This window comes from Colwellia sp. PAMC 20917 (assembly GCF_001767295.1).
Classification (GTDB): Bacteria; Pseudomonadota; Gammaproteobacteria; order Enterobacterales; family Alteromonadaceae; genus Colwellia_A.
The window spans coordinates 4,256,865-4,273,669 of sequence record NZ_CP014944.1 but is presented as its reverse complement, the minus strand read 5'-3'; the positions used below and the strand labels follow the sequence as shown (position 1 = coordinate 4,273,669).

Here is a 16,805-nt window from a genome sequence, read left to right as displayed (position 1 = left end):
TGCAAACCGGGCAAACAAAATATGATTTGTTCATTGCCACCTTAACTTCTAGGGGAACAATATCGGCCTTGCATTTTTACACTGAGCCATTTAAATTTGCATACTCTGATTGAAACATAACGCCCATTTAAGGGGCTGATAATAGTTTGCTAAAATGTGTAGCGAAGCGAAACCGAGCAAACTGTTAGCAGTCCCGCTTGAAATGCTTGTAGGCATACATTAACCGTGATGTCGGCGGATATGCTTTACTAAACCTGATTCGTTAAACTCTAATGAGACAATATTAGTTTTACTATATTCAATGGTTTTATCTAAATGTGCAGGCTTAACTTTACCCATTTCAGTCATTTTTATAAAAACAACATTAGCCCCTACCATAATTTCGTTTATCTCAATATTGCTGTTTATAACTTCATCTTTTAGTTTACCAATCATATCTGAACGGAGTTTCGTTTTATCAGTATACGTAAACTTGAATTTAACATGTTCATCGATGAAATTATCAGATAATAGCGATATATAATGGTCTATTTCTTTAGTGGTTGTATTTGGTTGTTGGCGTGCATTTTTGGCTGATACAAATGCCTTTGCTTTTTCGATTAACTGATCTGCCGTCAACTTGTCATTTGCAGAAATTGAAAAAGATAAAATAAGGGATATGAATACTAAAGTTAATTTTTTCACTGAACTCTCCTTGTATGCCTAACGCCCAAATAACAGGCTAAGTAATGGTTGGCTAAAATTGTGTAGCGAAGCGAAACGTAGCCAACTGTTACGTGTCCTTGTTTGTTTTTTTGTTATATTTCAATTACTCGCACCAAGTAACAGGTACAATTCGAGTTTTATCTGTATTTACTGCACCAGCTTTAAAGCCACACTCGTTACTGCCACACATATAACCAAACATTCCTGTAATTTCACCGTACTCAGAAACAAGCTTTACACTTTGATTATTTTTAAAATAAATTTTAGTTTCATCAGTTCCGCTAGGTAAAGCTAGTGGTACAGGTACAATTAGTACAAATGCACCGACACCAGACCAATTATACCCATCGTGGTATGAAAGAACATCACAAGAACCATTAGTAATTATTTCATCGGGAGCGCCCCAAAGTGATATTACTTGCTCTTTTGAATAAGATATTTTTTCACCGTAACCTTGTTTATTTCTTTGCTCAGTTAAATGAAAGCTATCTTTTTTTGACTCAAATGTTCCATATGACCCAACAGCTAAGCCAACACAGCCTGAAAGGCAGATAAATAAAAATAAAAATAAAACTATCAGAATGCGCATAGTGTCCCTATTGAAATATAACGCCGTTTTAAGAGGCAAATGACAGTTGGTTATTATAATAGAGAGCGAAGCGAACAAAACCAACTGTTATTTGTCCTGCTTGAATGGCGTTAGCTGTGCATTCCCCTTAAACCATTTTTAATAAATATATTAAAGGTATGGTTAAAGTAACAAAACTAATAAATAGAATTGAAGTACTACGTTCTGGTATTGCATGAAGCATAAGAAATGGCATTTGTTTTAAAGACTCAAGTGTTGGAATAAATAAAACAGAGTAAGATTCAAAAGCTTTAAATTTATTAACAACATTAGCGAAAAACATCTTAACCCCTGACACATAGAGTAAAACGAAAGTTGAAGCACCCAATAGTTCTACTAGTGCCATTAACTCCATACTTATCATTACCTCTGGCCCAGCAAGCAGAATAACTATTACCATAGCTAAAGTATGCCAAACACTTTTAGAACATTTTTCCTTTAACCAATTTAACACCTAACTCTCCTTGTACAGCTAACGCCCTATTAAGCGGCGAAAAATTGTTGGCTAAAATTGCGAGGAACGAAGCTAGCCAACTGTTTAGCGTCCGTTTGAATAGCTTATATGCCCTTTACAATACGCATTAGAGTGCGCATAATAAACGTAATGATTACTTGGAGACATACTATGCAAGCATTATACGATCTTGAAGCCCCTAAAAAAGCAACAAACCTTAGCCTAAATAGTGACTTACTAAAAAGAACAAGAGCACTTAACATTAATTTATCTGCAACTTTAGAGCAAGCATTAAAAGATAAATTGAAAAGTATTGAAGCTAAAAAATGGGTAAAAGAAAATAAAAACGCTATAAAAGCCTACAATGATTTTGTAGATGAAAATGGCTGTTTTGGTGACGAATTTAGAGAATTTTAATGGCACAATTTGATGTATACATAAACCCAAGTAAAAAAAGCAGAGAAGCATATCCTTATATAATTGATATCCAAAATGCGTTAATTAGCGATATTGCAACTAGAATTGTGCTCCCTTTAGGGAAGCTTAGTCATTTTAGAAATGAAAAAATGAATGGCTTAACTCCAGCGATAGAATATGAAAATGAACAATTCATTTTACTCACACCTCAGATTTCATCGATGCCAGCAAATTTACTCAAAAGCCCTGTTGGCTCGGTTGAATCATTAAGAGATGAGATTATTGCAGCGATCGACTTTGCTATTACGGGCATATAGACACAATGACTCCCCACAAGGTGCTAGCCTCTAAATGTGGGTTAGTTTTACAAACCAGAGCCATAATATATGTGTCAACATTATCAAACAGAGGCTAGCATGATAAAACATAACATACTTTTCATTGGCTTAGATACCCATAAAACATTTACTGAAGTCGCTTATATTGAAGACCAACGTGGCGCTAAATCAACTCATCTAGGTAAAATACTCAGTAATAAAGCCGCCTTTAAAAAACTTGCACGACAATTACAATCAAAATATCCAGATGCCACACTTCATTTTGTTTACGAAGCAGGTCCTTGTGGCTATTGGATTTACCGCTTTCTCACCAGCCTTAATCATTGTTGCTATGTCATCGCACCTTCTCTTATCCCTAAAAAACCAGGAGATAAAATCAAAACCGATAAACGTGATGCGCTCAAACTTGCAAAGCTGCTCAAGTCTGAAGACTTAACATCTATCTATGTCCCTGAGCCCGAAGATGAAGCCGTACGGGACTTATCTCGGGCACGAGAAACAGGCATGAAAGACTTAAAGGATGCTAAATATCAACTTAAAGCATTGTTATTACGTAACAACATTAACAGCAAAATAAAAGATAACTGGTCATTACAACATTTGCGTTGGCTCGCTGAATTAGTATTACCTCATCCTTGTCAGCAAATTGTTTTGCAAGAAGCGGTTTTAACCATTAATGAACGACTAAAACGCTTAAAAAGGCTGGATAATGAATTAACACATCAAGTGAAAAACTGGCGGTTTTATCCTGTAGTTAAAGCGATACAGGCGCTCCGTGGTGTGAGGTTATTAGTCGCCACAGGAGTGATTGCCGAACTAGGTGACTTATCACGGTTCGACCATCCTAGAAAATTAATGAGTTACCTTGGTCTTGTACCAAGCGAACATTCAAGTGGCGATAAACGCCATTTAGGTGCTATTACCAAATGCGGTAACAGCCGTGCAAGACGACTACTGGTCGAAGGTGCACATTCGTATAAACACAACGCCAATATTTCAAAAGAAATGCAATTAAGACAAGAAGGCTTAAGCAAAGAAATTATTGATATGGCTTGGCAAGCTCAACTGAGGTTGTGCCGCCGCTATCAACGACTCATGCATAAAGGCAAACATCGTAATGTGGTCGTTACGGCCATCGCCAGAGAAATGATCGCTTATATTTGGGCTATTTCTCGCGAGGTAGTGCTACCAAAAATTGATGTGAAGCTAAGAATATCGAGAGTACCTGCATGAATAAAAGTTTTGAGTTAGCGCATGGGATCAAGCATCGGGTGTGGCACAATCACCGACGGCGTTAGGACGGCAATAGCCTAACGGCTATTGAACCGCGAACATAGACTGAAGACAGGTGCCACGACGAAATGAGTAAGGTAGGCGCTGCTAGCAAACAAGTTAGTAATCCACGAATATCAGCATGATAACCGACGAAATTACTTGCTTCATTCTATGCGTTAACTCACTTAATACTAAAAGTGAATACAATGGTTCTGAAATTAATGAACAAGGATCAGTGTATTTAACTTGACGTGGGGAGTCATACCAACGCCCCACTAAGAGGCAAATAATAGTTGGTTATAATAGAGAGCGAAGCGAACAAAACCAACTGTTATTTGTCCTGCTTGAGTGGCTTGTTATAGCTCATTTTCGCCTTTGTTCAAAAAATCAATTAAATGTCCATGCCCACCAAGTTGAGTAGACAACCTGATTTTTGTCCCATCTTTGAATTTAAGAACATAATACCCACAAAATGGGTTAAGGGAACAATAATCTAGGTTTTTAAAATCTTGTGTTTTAGTTCCAGTCCAAGGAGAGAAAAATTCAATTTTATTACAATCATAATTTCCAAAAACGAAAAATGATTCAGTAACGAAATAAATAGCACCTAACCCGAACCCAACGGCTAGCCCAATTAAAGCTGTCGTTTCCCCAGGTTTATCTACTTGGTAATTCTGAGCTAATAAAACATATAGAGGAACAACTGAGACAATAAAACAGATTATACCGAGAAATTTCATTGGCATTCCGTATTTAAGGTTACCCTTTTTTTGGCTGTACACTGCTCTATTTGTTAAGTAACCAATAATAGAAACTGTGAGACCTGTAGATATTGCAGATTGCCAATCAATTTCCATACTCAACCTCGAAGAGCTCTAACAATTAAGCATTTATCTCTTGTCGAAGCATGAGAGATAAATGTCCTGTTGGACTGAGCCGCCTGGCACAGTCTATATGGTTTTTGTTTATTGAGTTATTTCTGTAGTAGGAAGGGGATTATCCATAAATTGAATTTTCAATAGCTCCCTTACTCTATTTTGCTCAACGTTATCAAGCCAGTTTACCTTATCAGGGGCTTTATTCAAGACAAACGAAGCCTCTACTATCGCTTTTTTCAACGCATAATTAACAGATTACACCACTCAACTAGATCGTTCGAAACTGCGCTAACGGTTTGTTCGGCAATAGAATTCCTATCAAGATCATCCCTGCATGATGACATCTTGGGCATTCAGGTCCTATTTCATCCTTTACTCTGTCTGTGATATCGTCTTCAAGCTTCTCTATCTCTTTATCTAAGCTTTTCCTAATGAGGATTAACGATTTACGCCTTATTGAATTAGCCATGAATCCGTAATAACGCAGCCGCATAAAACCTTTGGGCAGAACATGTAATAAAAATCGCCTTATCAACTCTGCCGGAGATAAATCCATATGAGTTGTCTCATTGGTACGATAGTCCTTGTAGCGCATTAATACGTTATTTTCGCCCCTTAAAGATAAACGACTTTCACTAATGCCTACGCGATTACAGTAACGTGCTAAATAGTTAACCACTGTATCGGTATGACCAATGGTAGGTTTGCTATAAACATTCCATTTCAACCGAGCTGTTTGATTCAATACTTGCGTAATAGTTGGTTGCTCTAATCGATGAAGCTCACCTGCGTTGGCTTGTTCCTCTAAACCATTCAGCATTTTCCCTCTGAACTTCACTGATAAAGCTTTTACAGGAAATAAATAGTGGGCCTTGCGACTATTGCACCATTGCTTGTCTTGGGTTAATACTCCACTTGGAATGAGGCAGTGCAAATGAATATGCCTACACAAGGTTTGACCCCAAGTGTGTAACACCGCCAACATACCCAACTGACCCTCCATATGATGTCTTGCATTTGCAAATTCACTTAATGTTTCCCAGACAGCCTTGAATAGCGTTTTATAAAGTATCTCAGGATGTAATGTTGCCCAACCATTAAACTGATGCGGTAAAGTGAATACCACATGGTGATAAGCGACAGGGAGTACATCCGCTTGTCGTTTACGTAACCATTGCTCTCGTGCTTTACCTTGGCACACCGGACAATGTCGGTCACGACAAGAGCAATACCACTGGGTATCTTGTTCACAGTGATTGCAGTGCCATTGATAACTGCCCATCGCTTGAGTTCGACAATCCTGAAGGTGATGCAACACTTGCCATTGCCTTGGTGTGATGGTTTTCTTCTCAAGGTGTGGTAGTCCTTGTGCGATAATTTGCTGAAGCAATGAGCCGTTCATGATTGTTGCTCCAGTTGCTTGAGTAAATCAAATTGTGCTCCGTCCACCGCTTGATAATGGGGTAGCCAATGGGTATATCGCACGGTAGTTCGGATATCTTTATGCCCTAAAATATGCTGTAACTCCGGTAGTGGCATACCAGCCATTAGCTGATGCGTAGCAAAAGCATGCCGCAAGGCGTGTATACCGCCTATTTTTAAAATCCCCGCATCTTTTTTCGCTTTGTAATAAGCTTTTTGTAATGACGATTGATGTAACGGTTTATCTTCTCCAGGCTTAAAAAACAGGTAAATGATGGGATGAAGACCTTGCCAATAAAGTCGTAGCTGGTGTAGCAATGATTCAGATACGGGGATACGCCTGTCCTTAGCCCCTTTGGCTTGTTGAAGATGTATAACCTTCTCTTCACCCGCTATATTTTTTACCTTGAGCGAGCAGACTTCACTAAGGCGTAAACCACAGCCATAGCACAACATGATCATCATGCGATATTTAGGATTGTGGCATATATCAATGATCCGCTTCACTTCAGATACACTTAATAGCTCAGGGATCTTCTGCTCTCGCTTCATCGGCGGTAATAATTGTTCACCGAATGTTCTCCCTAGCACTTGACCATAAAAAAAGTTCAACGCATGAAACGCCTGTGCACATGAACTTGACGATAAATGGCGCTCTAGGGTTAATGACCAAAGGTACTTTTTTAACTCACTGTCTTGCAATGAATCAGGGGAGCGATGGGTATGTTTCGCCAAGTCGTAAACCCAACGAACATAGGCTTGCTGTGTTCTAATTGAAAAGTGTCGTACTTGCATACAGTCAAGTAACTGTTGTCTTAGTGGTGTCATAACTTGCCTCCAAAAAAGGTTGAGTAGCAAGTTAAGTGTGGTTGAAATGCAGTGATATGTCAGGGAGTTGGCACTCCCCGCGAAGCGGTTTAGTTCAACAGCTTATTATGGAGACTTCTCAGTAATGTCCGTTCCATAATTTTTATTAATTATCACTTAATATTCCACAATTTCAATAAATTAGAAAGATTAATTTAACTAAAACTTATTGTGTTCGGATATTACTGAGAAGTCTTAGTAATATCCTGCCAACACCAAAAACAAAAAAGCGTTTTTATTCAGTAAGATAACTTGAAATTTTAATGATATATCAGGGTTTTGGTCATTTACTGAGACTTCTCAGTAATATCCATTTGATAAAATATTTGATCTTTATTTAATTGAAACCTATAACTGTATATAAACACAGTTATAGGTTGGTAATAATGTCTACATCGCCTTTTCTTGAAAGTATCCGTCATATCCTTCGTACAAAACATTACAGTATCCAAACTGAAAAAGCGTATTTGCTTTGGATTAAACGCTTCATTCTTTTTAACCAAAAGCGACACCCCAAAGATATGGGAGAGCAAGAAGTAAGTAATTATCTCACGTACTTAGCTGTTGATAGGCAAGTAACCTCTTCAACCCAAAACTTAGCGTTATGCTCAATTGTTTTCATGTACAAGCATGTATTTAAAAGAGAACTAACCCTCTTATCTGATACGGTTAGGGCTAAAGCGCCAACTAGGGTGCCAATGGTATTATCAAACCAAGAGGCTACTGCGATTATCAAAGAATTAAAGCCTCCGTACCACCTTATGTTCAGCTTGTTATATGGGTGTGGATTAAGAAAAGCGGAACTATTGAGATTGCGTATCAAAGATATCGATTTTGACGGTAATTCAATTTACGTTTTTAGGGGGAAAGGGGCTAAAGACAGAATGACCTTATTGCCTAAAATACTCATAGAGTCACTCAAGGCCCAAATAGACAAAGTCGAAGACTTGCATAGTAAAGATTTAGCTGAAGGAGAAGGTAAAACGAGTTTGCCTTCAGGATTATCACGTAAATATCCAAAAGCAATTACTCAGTTTAAATGGCAATATTTATTTCCCTCAACCGTGAGGTGTAAGCATCCAACGGATGGTTATTTTTGTCGTCATCACTTACATTGGACCTCATTAACCAAAGCTCTGAGATCTGCCGTTGTGAAAACTGATATTAGAAAGCATGTCACAGCACATACTTTCAGACACAGTTTTGCGACTCAGTTACTGTTAAATGGAGCTGATATTAGAACGGTACAAGAATTACTTGGCCATAATGATTTGAAGACTACTCAAATCTATACTCATGTGATTGGCCAGCATTCTTCAGGGACTCTTAGCCCCATTGATAGATAACTTAACCATTAGAAAAAGTATCTCTTTTTTATTTTGCTGATGCCATCGGTTAGCATTAACTGTTTGATGATGAATGACCGCTGTAGTGGCTTTTGTTGACTATCAAGATGAAGGTAGCTCAACGTCTAATGAACACTAATAACAGCTTGGGAATCCATTGATGTTAACGTCCGCTAACGTATCTTTACTGACGATAGCTGCTGATTATTCTTTGGGTCAACAAATAGCCAATTGCCGACATTAGCTTTTGAGTTGCTAACGGCAGTTCAGAGCCTTGAGCTGACCTTATAATTTAACTAATTTTATTTATTTGTACTCTAAAATTCACTTAATATTGAACGTACAACTATGACTTAATTTCAAAAGCGGACATTAGAATCATATTGGATTCACGAAAATAAAGGTATTAGCTCCATCTCGCTAATGAGATACTGCTAACCGTCACTATTACCCAAAAGCGGGCGGTTTTGTATAAATAGTGACAGTTATTTCAGATTAGATTTACTCATGAATGACCTAAATTTTTTTAATAATTGTTATTTTAGTATTTACATTAATTGTAATTTTTACATCAAAAACACTTCCCTTTAAATCTAAAAAAACATTGACATTACCCCCCTAAATTGTACGTTAAACAAACACTAGTCACTCGCTTTTCATGCTGTTGTATTATTTATACAGTAAAAGGTTAAAGACTTTACTTACAATAATAATGAGGTCCCTTCCTCAAGGATGATATGTATGAAGAAAAGGAGAGTCGCTTTATGTCTATTTATGTCCGCCGTATCCATAGGCGTATTTGCTCAAGATTATGTGACGCAATATACTTATGATGCAAGAGGTCGCCTTATTAAAGCTGCCAATAGCTCTGCTGATGAAGTGTATTACACACTTGATGATGCAGGTAATCGGTTAAATGTATCTGATTCACCCTATCAACCCACTTTACCTGTCATTACCAGCTTTACTGGGCCTAGCAGTGTTAGTTATTCAGGAAAGGCCATTACATTAATTTGGGCATCAACAGATACTACACACTGTACTCTAGTTGAGTCAGGCAGTTCAGCAAACCCTCCTAACTTAAGCTCTTCAGGCTCAAAATCCGTCAATATTTATGAAACTACAGCATATACATTAACGTGTTATGACGCAGTAACTTCTGATTCAAAGGCAAAATTCATACGGGTTACAAGCGACCGTAATTAACCTAGAAATCATTATCTCAACTATGAATATCTGAATTACATCACCTAATAAAAATAAGGCATAACTAGATGCTGAACAAACTATTAAAAACTACAATTATCTTATGCTCACTGTCGATAATGACACAAGTAAGCGCAGAAGATGACGTTGCAAAAATCAAACCGTTAGACATGGTCACTGACGTAAACTCTGTTGATTTATTATCAGGTAAATATACACCTAATTTACCTATATTAAGTACCCCGCTGCGCCTAACTTGACTTTGCATACCATTCAACAACTTGAAGCAAAAGTTGTCGGCCTTGGCTATGCCGGAGGTAATGGCTCATTTTCAGTTACCTTCGGTGGAAAAACGTCTGACTATTTTAAATGTACAGCTAGTGAATGTATTGCTACTGATGATAACGGCTCTACTTTACTGGGTACTATCAACTCTAGCTCTATAATATACCTTCAGGGAGGGAGCGGTATTAAGGTTATCTATAGTAATAAAGCATGGGGATTTAATTCTTCAGGTAAAACGCAAGGTGGCTGGTACGCTTCAAGTATTGTTTATCCTGATGGTGAGGTATTAACGTATACCTATGATGTTGTCGCTTCTTCGGCCCTATTTGATTCATATCGCCCTACAAGTATTTCATCAAATACGGGTTACGAGATGCTGATTGATTATCAATCAAGTGTCTTGGGTGACATTGGGTGGGGGAAAGCGAAAACAGCTAAAATCATTAAAAGCAGTTCAGGTGAAATACTAGCGAAACACACCTATAGTGACTCTAGCACAACACAACTAACGGATTTAAATAATAGAACATGGCAATACACTGGCTTTAGTAGTTCGCAAGGCGGTGACGATTATGCAAAAAGTTTTACCTTAAAAAAACCGAGCGACAGTTCAAACAGCCTTTCTGTCACTTCAGCATCCGTAAATTATGGCGGCACAATACATAATAATTTTGTCACCAATATAACGCGTGATGGTCAATCCTTTAATTATGCCTATACCGCTAAAACGGGAACAGGTTACGACCCCAAAGAGCAATTCAGTCAGATGTCTATTACGGGTCCTTCCAGCTATAGCCGCCAAGTCGATTTTACGGTGAAGCCAGCACCAAACCATCGACAGTTTATTAATGCTGTCACGGATAGTTTAGGTAACACAACATATTACACTTACACTACAGGTAATAGATTGCTTAACGTCACCTACCCAGAAGGAAATAAAGAAGAATACACTTACGATTCATTAGGAAATATTACCTCAAAACGACTTAAAGGCAAACCGGGGTCGAGTCTTGCTGATATTGTTATCACTGCTAATTATGATTTATCTAATTGCTCAGGGTTAAACTGCTATCGCCCCACTTACATCGTTGATGCTAATGGCAACCGTACGGATTATACCTTTGACTCGAATCATGGCGGTATGCTGACGAAAAATGAGCCGATCGCTGATAGTGGCACGCGCAGAATAACCACCAACACCTATACAGCGATAAATGGATTTGACCGTTTAACCAAGACATCCATCTGTGGCAGTAACCAGTGTGGCACAAAAGACGAACAAATCACCACCTACGCATATTGGGAAGATACAAATCTTCCTGAAACCATCACTAAAACCAATGGTACGGGCAGTGAAAGCCAAACAACCACTTACACCTATTGGCCCTCTGGGAATGTGAATAAAGTGGATGGCCCGCTTCCAGGCACAAATGATGCAACCTATGCACGCTATGATTTATCAGGACGAAAAACGTGGGATATAGGAGCTGTCAATCAAAAAGGCTATCGGGTTGCAACAAGGGTAACTTATCGAGACCAAGATAACCAAGTAGCTAAGTCTGAACAAGGTATCTTGCCTTCTTCTTCAAGCTCAAATCTTACAGTTAACTTAACCATTGACAACAACTTTAATAGTTTAGGTTTATTGACAGAAACTAAGTTAGTTTCAAGCACTACAGAAAAAATAACTCAAACAATATATGACAGCTTAAACCGCCCACAATGTACTGCATTACGCATGAACCCTTTAAAGTTTAGCGCATTACCAAGCTCTGCTTGTTTGCTAGGATCTGAAGGTGAATTTGGACCTGACCGTATTACCTATAATACTTATGATACCTTATCGCGTATTACGAAAACGGTCTCTGGTTATGGCACTGAGGCTGCGGGCATTGATATCGAAATAGGTTACACTGACAATGGCCAAGTAGACTTTAAAAAAGATGGCAACGGCAATACCACTCACTACCAATATGATGGTGTTGACCGCTTATATAAAACCACCTACCCAGACAATAGTTATGAGAGTAATACCTATGACGCCAATAGCAACTTAAAAACATGGCGGAAACGTGATGGCATAATCCTCACGCATGACTATGATGCCATTAATTCAAAAACAAGTACCAGTATCTCAGGTGAATACACCCTTAATTTTAATTATGATGGCTTAGGGAGACAAACACTCGCTACACGCCATAATAGCTCAGTGGGGTATGCTTATGATGACCTTGGCCGTATTGAAACAACGACGACGAATGGCCGAATGCTTACCTATGAATATGATGCGACTGGACGCCGTAATAAACTCAAACACCCTGATAACTTTACTGTCAATTATGCTTACGATAGCTCAGGGGCATTAACCTCGATAAAAGAAAATAACAGTAAAACATTAGCCAGTTATGGTTATGACAACTACGGACGTTTAACCTCCGTCACGCGAAATAATGGTGTGACCTCATCTCTTAGCTACAATAACGCAGGGCAAGTGCAAAACTTTAACCACCTCAATATTAACAATGCCAGTTTTGATTATAATCCAGCAAGTCAATTGATTAACCGCATCGTAAGTAATAATGATTTTAAAATCACTATACCTTCCATAAGTGAACAAAGTTATGAAGTCAATAACCTTAACCAATACGATAGCGTTGGCGGTCAAAGCATTAACTATGACAACGCTGGTAACCTCACCAGTTATGACAGCTGGACTTATGACTACAATGCACACAACCGGCTGATATCAGCAGCGAAATCAGGAACCACTTTAGCGTTAGCTTACGACCCAACAGGTCGATTAGAAAGCTCAACACTCAATGGCAGTAAAACCAACTTTTTATATGATGGTAATGAACTTGTTGGTGAATATAACAGCAGCGGAAGCTTAATTAATCGTTATGTTCATGGTATCGCAGCAGATGACCCACTTGTATGGTACATAGGCTCAGGTACGAGTAATACCCGTTATTTACTTGCAGATGAGCGAGGCTCTATAGTTGCAGAAACAAGTAACACGGGTACAATCAGCGCAACCCATCAGTATGGGCCTTACGGAGAGCCGATTAATACCAGTACCTCGCGTTTTAGGTATACTGGCCAAATACTACTACCAGGTACTGAGTTATATTATTACAAAGCACGGGTTTATCATCCAAAGCTAGGGAGATTCTTACAAACTGACCCTATTGGTTATGATGATGGCATGAATATGTATGCCTATGTGGGCAATGATCCTGTTAATATGTCTGATCCAACAGGGACGATTGGTTTTTTTGTAACAGGATTAATTGCCGCATCGATAGATGTTTTAGCTCAAGGACTGACAAAAGGGTTTGGTGATATTAATTATGTTCAAACCGCTGGTGCTGCCGCCGCAGGTATGGCAGGGTTGGGGATTGCTAATGGAATATCTACAATTACAAAGGCGATGCAGGTATCAAAGGTCGCAGCAACAGCTATTGAAACTTCTGTAAATACAGTTTCAGGTGCTGGAATAGCGATAACAACTGGTGTTGCTGTAGATTCAGTATCCGATATGATAACAGGTAAAACTACTGATGCTACAGGTAATATAGCTGCAAATGGGGTCGGCGGTATGGCTGGTGGTGGTGCCGGCACTCTTATTGGAAAGGGTATAGATACGGTGGTTGGAGGTAGTAGTAAAAACGCGATAGTTGGATTAGGTATTGCGGTAACTAAGAAAATAACTGATGCATTACCTGAAATTATGGGGCAATCTACTGCTCAAATAGCCGCAAAGGAAATGAATCAGTGATAACCACTAAAAATAAGCTAATAAGATCTTTAATTATTGTATTATTGCTGAGTGCGCTACCTTTATGCATAATGAGTGTACAAATTGTTTTTCAATACTTTCAGTTGGTTGAAGATTCATTGTCATTTTTTGATTTTATTGAGAAATATTATGATAGCTTCCATATTAATAAACTATTAAATATAATTTTTGCATTTGTTATTGTAACAGCACCAATATTTATATATAAAATTTGTAAAAAAAAATAAATGAAAAATCAAAGGGGTAGGTGACACTTGATAACGGATCTCATCTAATTCTGTTTAATCTTGTTAATACATATTTTGAATCCAAAGCCTCGCTAGTCGGGGCTTTGATTCAACCAAACTAACAATATTTGCTCTCAACCCAAAGCCAGCGGAAGCTGGTTTTTCCGTTTTTGTCACCAATGTTAGTGAACTAGTAACCAATCAAAGAATCAAAGGGGTCAGAGTCATTGATTTAACATAATCTCTAAACTATTCTATATTAAGGATATAATTTATGGATAGATTATAAATAATGGCTCGACTTCCCCGATTAAACTTACCTAACATTCCACAACATGTAGTGCAACGCGGAAATAACCGTCAAGCGTGCTTTTTTGCAGAGCAAGATTATCTTGTTTATCTTGATAAATTAAAAGAATACAGTAAAAAATATCAAGTAGCTGTTCACGCTTATGTATTAATGACAAATCATGTTCATTTATTGATGACACCAACTACAGAGAAAGGTGTTAGTCAATTAATGCAATCGCTTGGTCGCTATTATGTAAGGTATGTAAATCAAACCTACCATCGGTCAGGCACTTTATGGGAAGGTCGATATAAATCAACATTAATAAACAGCGAACAATACTTTTTATTGGTGAGCCGATATATTGAATTAAACCCTGTTAGAGCAGCAATGGTAAATCATCCAGCGGAGTATCCTTGGTCGAGTTTTCAAGGTAATGCGTTAGATAAAAACATTGAATTATTAACGTCTCATTCTTTGTATTTGGCATTAGGGAATAAGGCGCTTGAGAGAAAGAAAGCTTACCAAGCTTTATTTTCTGCTCATGTTGATGAATTAGCATTACAAGAAATCAGAGATGCCACTAATAAAGCTTGGGTGTTAGGAGATAGCCGTTTTAAACAGCAAATTGAACAAGACACAGGAAGACGAGCAAGCCATTTAGGTAAAGGGGGAGATCGAAAGTCTAAAATTTTTTTAAAGTCTATTGAAAATCAATAACTCTGACCCCTTTGATTGGTGGTGCCGAAGGTGGTTTAGTCAACTCTAGTGTTTCTGCGGGCACTGGAAAAATGGGGTTGAAAGGTAGTAAACAGCAATTTGCGAATAGTGCAATAGAAGCAGTTAAGAAGGTTACTGAAACAATTCTAGGAGACAAATAATGAATTTGAAGTTAACTCTATCCAAATATGAAAACTTTTTTTCAATAATGATTAATCTAACAATGGTGATTTTTATTGGTATTACTATCGTTTTATTTAAGAATTTGGGAGATTTTTCAATTGGTAAAGTCCTTTTAGCATTTGTATATTGTTTTGGTGGGTTGCTGGTGATGAGTATTGCTTTCATTTTGCCGACGGACATAATTCGAGCGAATAAGGATAAAAAGATGTGTGATGATATTAGTATTGAATACGATGATAAATTCTTAATGTTGGAAAAAGCACAGAAGAAAGCTCTAAGAGAAAGATATAAAATTTGGATAGAAAGTGAATCAAGTCAAGAGGTTAATGATTGGCTAAATTTCGATTGATAAAAAAATTGAATCCAAAGCCTCGCTAGTCGGGGCTTTATTTTTTCTCGCTTTGCTGTATTGAACTATAATTACAACATATTGTATTCACTTGTTTTTCCCCTAAAATACAGTGGTTCATAATTACGATTATATTATTACAAAGCACGGGTTTATCATCCAAAGTTAGGTCGATTCTTACAGACTGACCCTATTGGTTATGATGATGGTATGAATATGTATGCTTATGTGGGGAATGATCCAGTTAATTTAACTGACCCTAGTGGATTATGTGCGCAAAAATCGACTAACTGTGTCGAACAAGTTAGCCGAACTACTAATGCAGATAACTCGGTCACTGTCAGTAGAACAGATACTGTGACCAATGGAAGTAACTCTACAACTAGTCCATCAGGAGAAATTAGGTTATTACCACAATCTTCTGCAAATGGTGCTCCTGCAACTGTAACGAGCGGTATGGAAGATAATTTATTGGATCTTAGTGATACAGTTAGTAGCACAATAAATGTTCATAGTGGAGTTAGGTCACAAGCGCAACAAAATTCACTCAAGGGAAATAATGCAAATACCGTTGCAAGTACTTCACAACATACAATTGGTGATGCAGCTGATATTTCAGCGAACAATATATCTGGTGTAGACTTATCTAAAGCTGCTGTTGACTCTGGTAATTTTCAGCGTGTTAATTTATATCCTTCAGGTAGTGTTCATATAGATCAAAAAAATGTAGGTAAAGGTACTCAGTTTTACAATAATTGGAAAAGGAAACCAAATCCATGATTAAGTTGTTTTTGAAGTTAGTTTTTTTAATATCCGTATTAAACATATCAGCCTGTAATGCTACTGAAATAAGTGCAAATACAGTTTTGGCGAACGATTCTATTTGTGAGCTAAATTTAGGTAATAGCTCGGATCAGATTGAATCGATATTTGATAAAAATACTATTTATACAGAAAATGGTGAAGATTATGTTTATAGAGGGTTGATCTGTAATAAAAAAGTTTTGGTAGATGTAAACACTGTTGATAATAAAATAGATATAATTTCAATCGTAGATTCAAAATTTTGCAACGAAAGTATATGCATAGGTGACACATTTCAGGATATTAGGTTAATTTTATCTAATTCTAAATTACTGTTTAGCGGAGAAGAAGGAGGGACATTTGCTCTTGAAGATAATCTTGGTATATCTTATATTTTTTCAACTGACAACTTAGATATTACCTGCTATATCGAGACGGAAAAATGTAGAGCCAAAATTAATATCGCAAAACTTATCTCAATTGTTATTGCACGGTAGTTGATGCTCTAGTTAGTTTGAATCCAAAGCCTCGCTAGTCGGGGCTTTTTATTGTGATAAGTCAAAGTAATCAATGTTAGATTGCGTGTTGATTTACAAGTGTTTCTTCAACTGAT

General features: G+C 37.6%; 17 protein-coding genes and 1 pseudogene. 12 read left to right on the top strand and 6 right to left on the bottom strand.

Going from position 1 to position 16,805, the window contains the following annotated elements:
- Window positions 1-219: 219 nt before the first annotated feature.
- From A3Q34_RS18295 to A3Q34_RS18285, 3 genes are all read right to left on the bottom strand, one after another.
- Window positions 220-684: a hypothetical protein gene (locus A3Q34_RS18295; RefSeq protein ID WP_070376644.1), complete on the bottom strand. Its 465-nt coding sequence runs from the start codon at window positions 682-684 to the stop codon at window positions 220-222.
- A gap of 124 nt (window positions 685-808) precedes the next feature.
- Window positions 809-1,294: a hypothetical protein gene (locus A3Q34_RS18290; protein ID WP_070376643.1), complete on the bottom strand. Its 486-nt coding sequence runs from the start codon at window positions 1,292-1,294 to the stop codon at window positions 809-811.
- Window positions 1,295-1,421: 127 nt separating this feature from the next.
- Window positions 1,422-1,787: a hypothetical protein gene (locus A3Q34_RS18285; RefSeq protein ID WP_070376642.1), complete on the bottom strand. Its 366-nt coding sequence runs from the start codon at window positions 1,785-1,787 to the stop codon at window positions 1,422-1,424.
- Window positions 1,788-1,958: 171 nt separating this feature from the next.
- Here A3Q34_RS18285 and A3Q34_RS18280 point away from each other — a divergent pair, with 171 nt between their 5' ends.
- The 3 genes from A3Q34_RS18280 to A3Q34_RS18270 all read left to right on the top strand — a co-directional run bounded on the left by A3Q34_RS18280 (window position 1,959) and on the right by A3Q34_RS18270 (window position 3,775).
- The gene (locus tag A3Q34_RS18280) at window positions 1,959-2,204 is read left to right on the top strand and encodes a type II toxin-antitoxin system CcdA family antitoxin (RefSeq protein WP_070376641.1); all 246 of its coding nucleotides are present in this window, start codon (window positions 1,959-1,961) and stop codon (window positions 2,202-2,204) included.
- Window positions 2,204-2,521 carry a CcdB family protein gene (locus A3Q34_RS18275; RefSeq protein ID WP_070376640.1) on the top strand — a complete coding sequence of 106 codons (318 nt, stop codon included), beginning with the start codon at window positions 2,204-2,206 and terminating at the stop codon, window positions 2,519-2,521. Before A3Q34_RS18280 ends, A3Q34_RS18275 begins: the two co-directional genes overlap by 1 nt.
- Window positions 2,522-2,620: 99 nt before the next feature.
- Window positions 2,621-3,775 carry an IS110 family transposase gene (locus tag A3Q34_RS18270; RefSeq protein ID WP_070373630.1) on the top strand — a complete coding sequence of 385 codons (1,155 nt, stop codon included), beginning with the start codon at window positions 2,621-2,623 and terminating at the stop codon, window positions 3,773-3,775.
- 398 nt (window positions 3,776-4,173) lie between these two features.
- Here the strand turns inward: A3Q34_RS18270 and A3Q34_RS18265 are convergent, their stop codons facing one another.
- The 3 genes from A3Q34_RS18265 to A3Q34_RS18255 form a co-directional block, all read right to left on the bottom strand.
- On the bottom strand, window positions 4,174-4,674 hold the full coding sequence (locus A3Q34_RS18265) for a hypothetical protein (RefSeq protein WP_070376639.1): 501 nt from the start codon (window positions 4,672-4,674) through the stop codon (window positions 4,174-4,176).
- Window positions 4,675-4,963: 289 nt separating this feature from the next.
- On the bottom strand, window positions 4,964-6,097 hold the full coding sequence (locus A3Q34_RS18260; RefSeq protein ID WP_070374979.1) for an IS91 family transposase: 1,134 nt from the start codon (window positions 6,095-6,097) through the stop codon (window positions 4,964-4,966).
- The gene (locus A3Q34_RS18255) at window positions 6,094-6,945 is read right to left on the bottom strand and encodes a tyrosine-type recombinase/integrase (RefSeq protein ID WP_070374980.1); all 852 of its coding nucleotides are present in this window, start codon (window positions 6,943-6,945) and stop codon (window positions 6,094-6,096) included. Before A3Q34_RS18255 ends, A3Q34_RS18260 begins: the two co-directional genes overlap by 4 nt.
- A gap of 425 nt (window positions 6,946-7,370) precedes the next feature.
- Between A3Q34_RS18255 and A3Q34_RS18250 the strand changes: the two genes are divergently transcribed.
- From A3Q34_RS18250 to A3Q34_RS18210, 9 genes and pseudogenes are all read left to right on the top strand, one after another.
- On the top strand, window positions 7,371-8,330 hold the full coding sequence (locus A3Q34_RS18250; RefSeq protein WP_070376638.1) for an integron integrase: 960 nt from the start codon (window positions 7,371-7,373) through the stop codon (window positions 8,328-8,330).
- A gap of 741 nt (window positions 8,331-9,071) precedes the next feature.
- The gene (locus tag A3Q34_RS18245) at window positions 9,072-9,536 is read left to right on the top strand and encodes a hypothetical protein (RefSeq protein WP_157471046.1); all 465 of its coding nucleotides are present in this window, start codon (window positions 9,072-9,074) and stop codon (window positions 9,534-9,536) included.
- 68 nt (window positions 9,537-9,604) lie between these two features.
- Window positions 9,605-9,796, top strand: coding sequence for a hypothetical protein (locus A3Q34_RS18240; RefSeq protein ID WP_070376636.1), 192 nt, complete (start codon window positions 9,605-9,607; stop codon window positions 9,794-9,796).
- Window positions 9,793-13,599 (top strand): RHS repeat domain-containing protein, encoded by a 3,807-nt coding sequence (locus A3Q34_RS18235; protein ID WP_070376635.1) that lies wholly within the window; start codon window positions 9,793-9,795, stop codon window positions 13,597-13,599. Before A3Q34_RS18240 ends, A3Q34_RS18235 begins: the two co-directional genes overlap by 4 nt.
- Window positions 13,600-14,139: 540 nt before the next feature.
- A complete protein-coding gene (locus A3Q34_RS18225) occupies window positions 14,140-14,856 on the top strand; it encodes a transposase (RefSeq protein ID WP_070376633.1) in 717 nt (238 codons plus the stop codon).
- 160 nt (window positions 14,857-15,016) lie between these two features.
- A complete protein-coding gene (locus A3Q34_RS18220) occupies window positions 15,017-15,388 on the top strand; it encodes a hypothetical protein (protein WP_070376632.1) in 372 nt (123 codons plus the stop codon).
- A 138-nt stretch (window positions 15,389-15,526) separates the two neighbouring features.
- Window positions 15,527-15,646 (top strand): annotated as a pseudogene (locus A3Q34_RS21130) (RHS repeat-associated core domain-containing protein); the annotation flags it as partial.
- Between the two features lie 198 nt (window positions 15,647-15,844).
- Window positions 15,845-16,168 carry a DUF882 domain-containing protein gene (locus tag A3Q34_RS21125; protein ID WP_269447195.1) on the top strand — a complete coding sequence of 108 codons (324 nt, stop codon included), beginning with the start codon at window positions 15,845-15,847 and terminating at the stop codon, window positions 16,166-16,168.
- Complete coding sequence (locus A3Q34_RS18210; protein WP_070376630.1) at window positions 16,165-16,689, top strand: hypothetical protein; 525 nt, start codon at window positions 16,165-16,167, stop codon at window positions 16,687-16,689. The genes A3Q34_RS21125 and A3Q34_RS18210 overlap by 4 nt, the downstream gene beginning before the upstream one ends.
- Window positions 16,690-16,805 lie beyond the last annotated feature (116 nt).

What these genes read in the sequence shown, in the direction of transcription:
- A3Q34_RS18260 (WP_070374979.1), bottom strand. Translation starts at nt 6,097, where the DNA reads ATGAACGGCTCATTGCTTCAGCAAATTATCGCACAAGGACTACCACAC.
- A3Q34_RS18225 (WP_070376633.1), top strand. Translation starts at nt 14,140, where the DNA reads ATGGCTCGACTTCCCCGATTAAACTTACCTAACATTCCACAACATGTA.
- A3Q34_RS18280 (WP_070376641.1), top strand. Translation starts at nt 1,959, where the DNA reads ATGCAAGCATTATACGATCTTGAAGCCCCTAAAAAAGCAACAAACCTT.
- A3Q34_RS18270 (WP_070373630.1), top strand. Translation starts at nt 2,621, where the DNA reads ATGATAAAACATAACATACTTTTCATTGGCTTAGATACCCATAAAACA.
- A3Q34_RS18245 (WP_157471046.1), top strand. Translation starts at nt 9,072, where the DNA reads ATGAAGAAAAGGAGAGTCGCTTTATGTCTATTTATGTCCGCCGTATCC.
- A3Q34_RS18220 (WP_070376632.1), top strand. Translation starts at nt 15,017, where the DNA reads ATGAATTTGAAGTTAACTCTATCCAAATATGAAAACTTTTTTTCAATA.
- A3Q34_RS21125 (WP_269447195.1), top strand. Translation starts at nt 15,845, where the DNA reads ATGGAAGATAATTTATTGGATCTTAGTGATACAGTTAGTAGCACAATA.
- A3Q34_RS18250 (WP_070376638.1), top strand. Translation starts at nt 7,371, where the DNA reads ATGTCTACATCGCCTTTTCTTGAAAGTATCCGTCATATCCTTCGTACA.
- A3Q34_RS18265 (WP_070376639.1), bottom strand. Translation starts at nt 4,674, where the DNA reads ATGGAAATTGATTGGCAATCTGCAATATCTACAGGTCTCACAGTTTCT.
- A3Q34_RS18275 (WP_070376640.1), top strand. Translation starts at nt 2,204, where the DNA reads ATGGCACAATTTGATGTATACATAAACCCAAGTAAAAAAAGCAGAGAA.
- A3Q34_RS18290 (WP_070376643.1), bottom strand. Translation starts at nt 1,294, where the DNA reads ATGCGCATTCTGATAGTTTTATTTTTATTTTTATTTATCTGCCTTTCA.
- A3Q34_RS18240 (WP_070376636.1), top strand. Translation starts at nt 9,605, where the DNA reads ATGCTGAACAAACTATTAAAAACTACAATTATCTTATGCTCACTGTCG.
- A3Q34_RS18255 (WP_070374980.1), bottom strand. Translation starts at nt 6,945, where the DNA reads ATGACACCACTAAGACAACAGTTACTTGACTGTATGCAAGTACGACAC.
- A3Q34_RS18210 (WP_070376630.1), top strand. Translation starts at nt 16,165, where the DNA reads ATGATTAAGTTGTTTTTGAAGTTAGTTTTTTTAATATCCGTATTAAAC.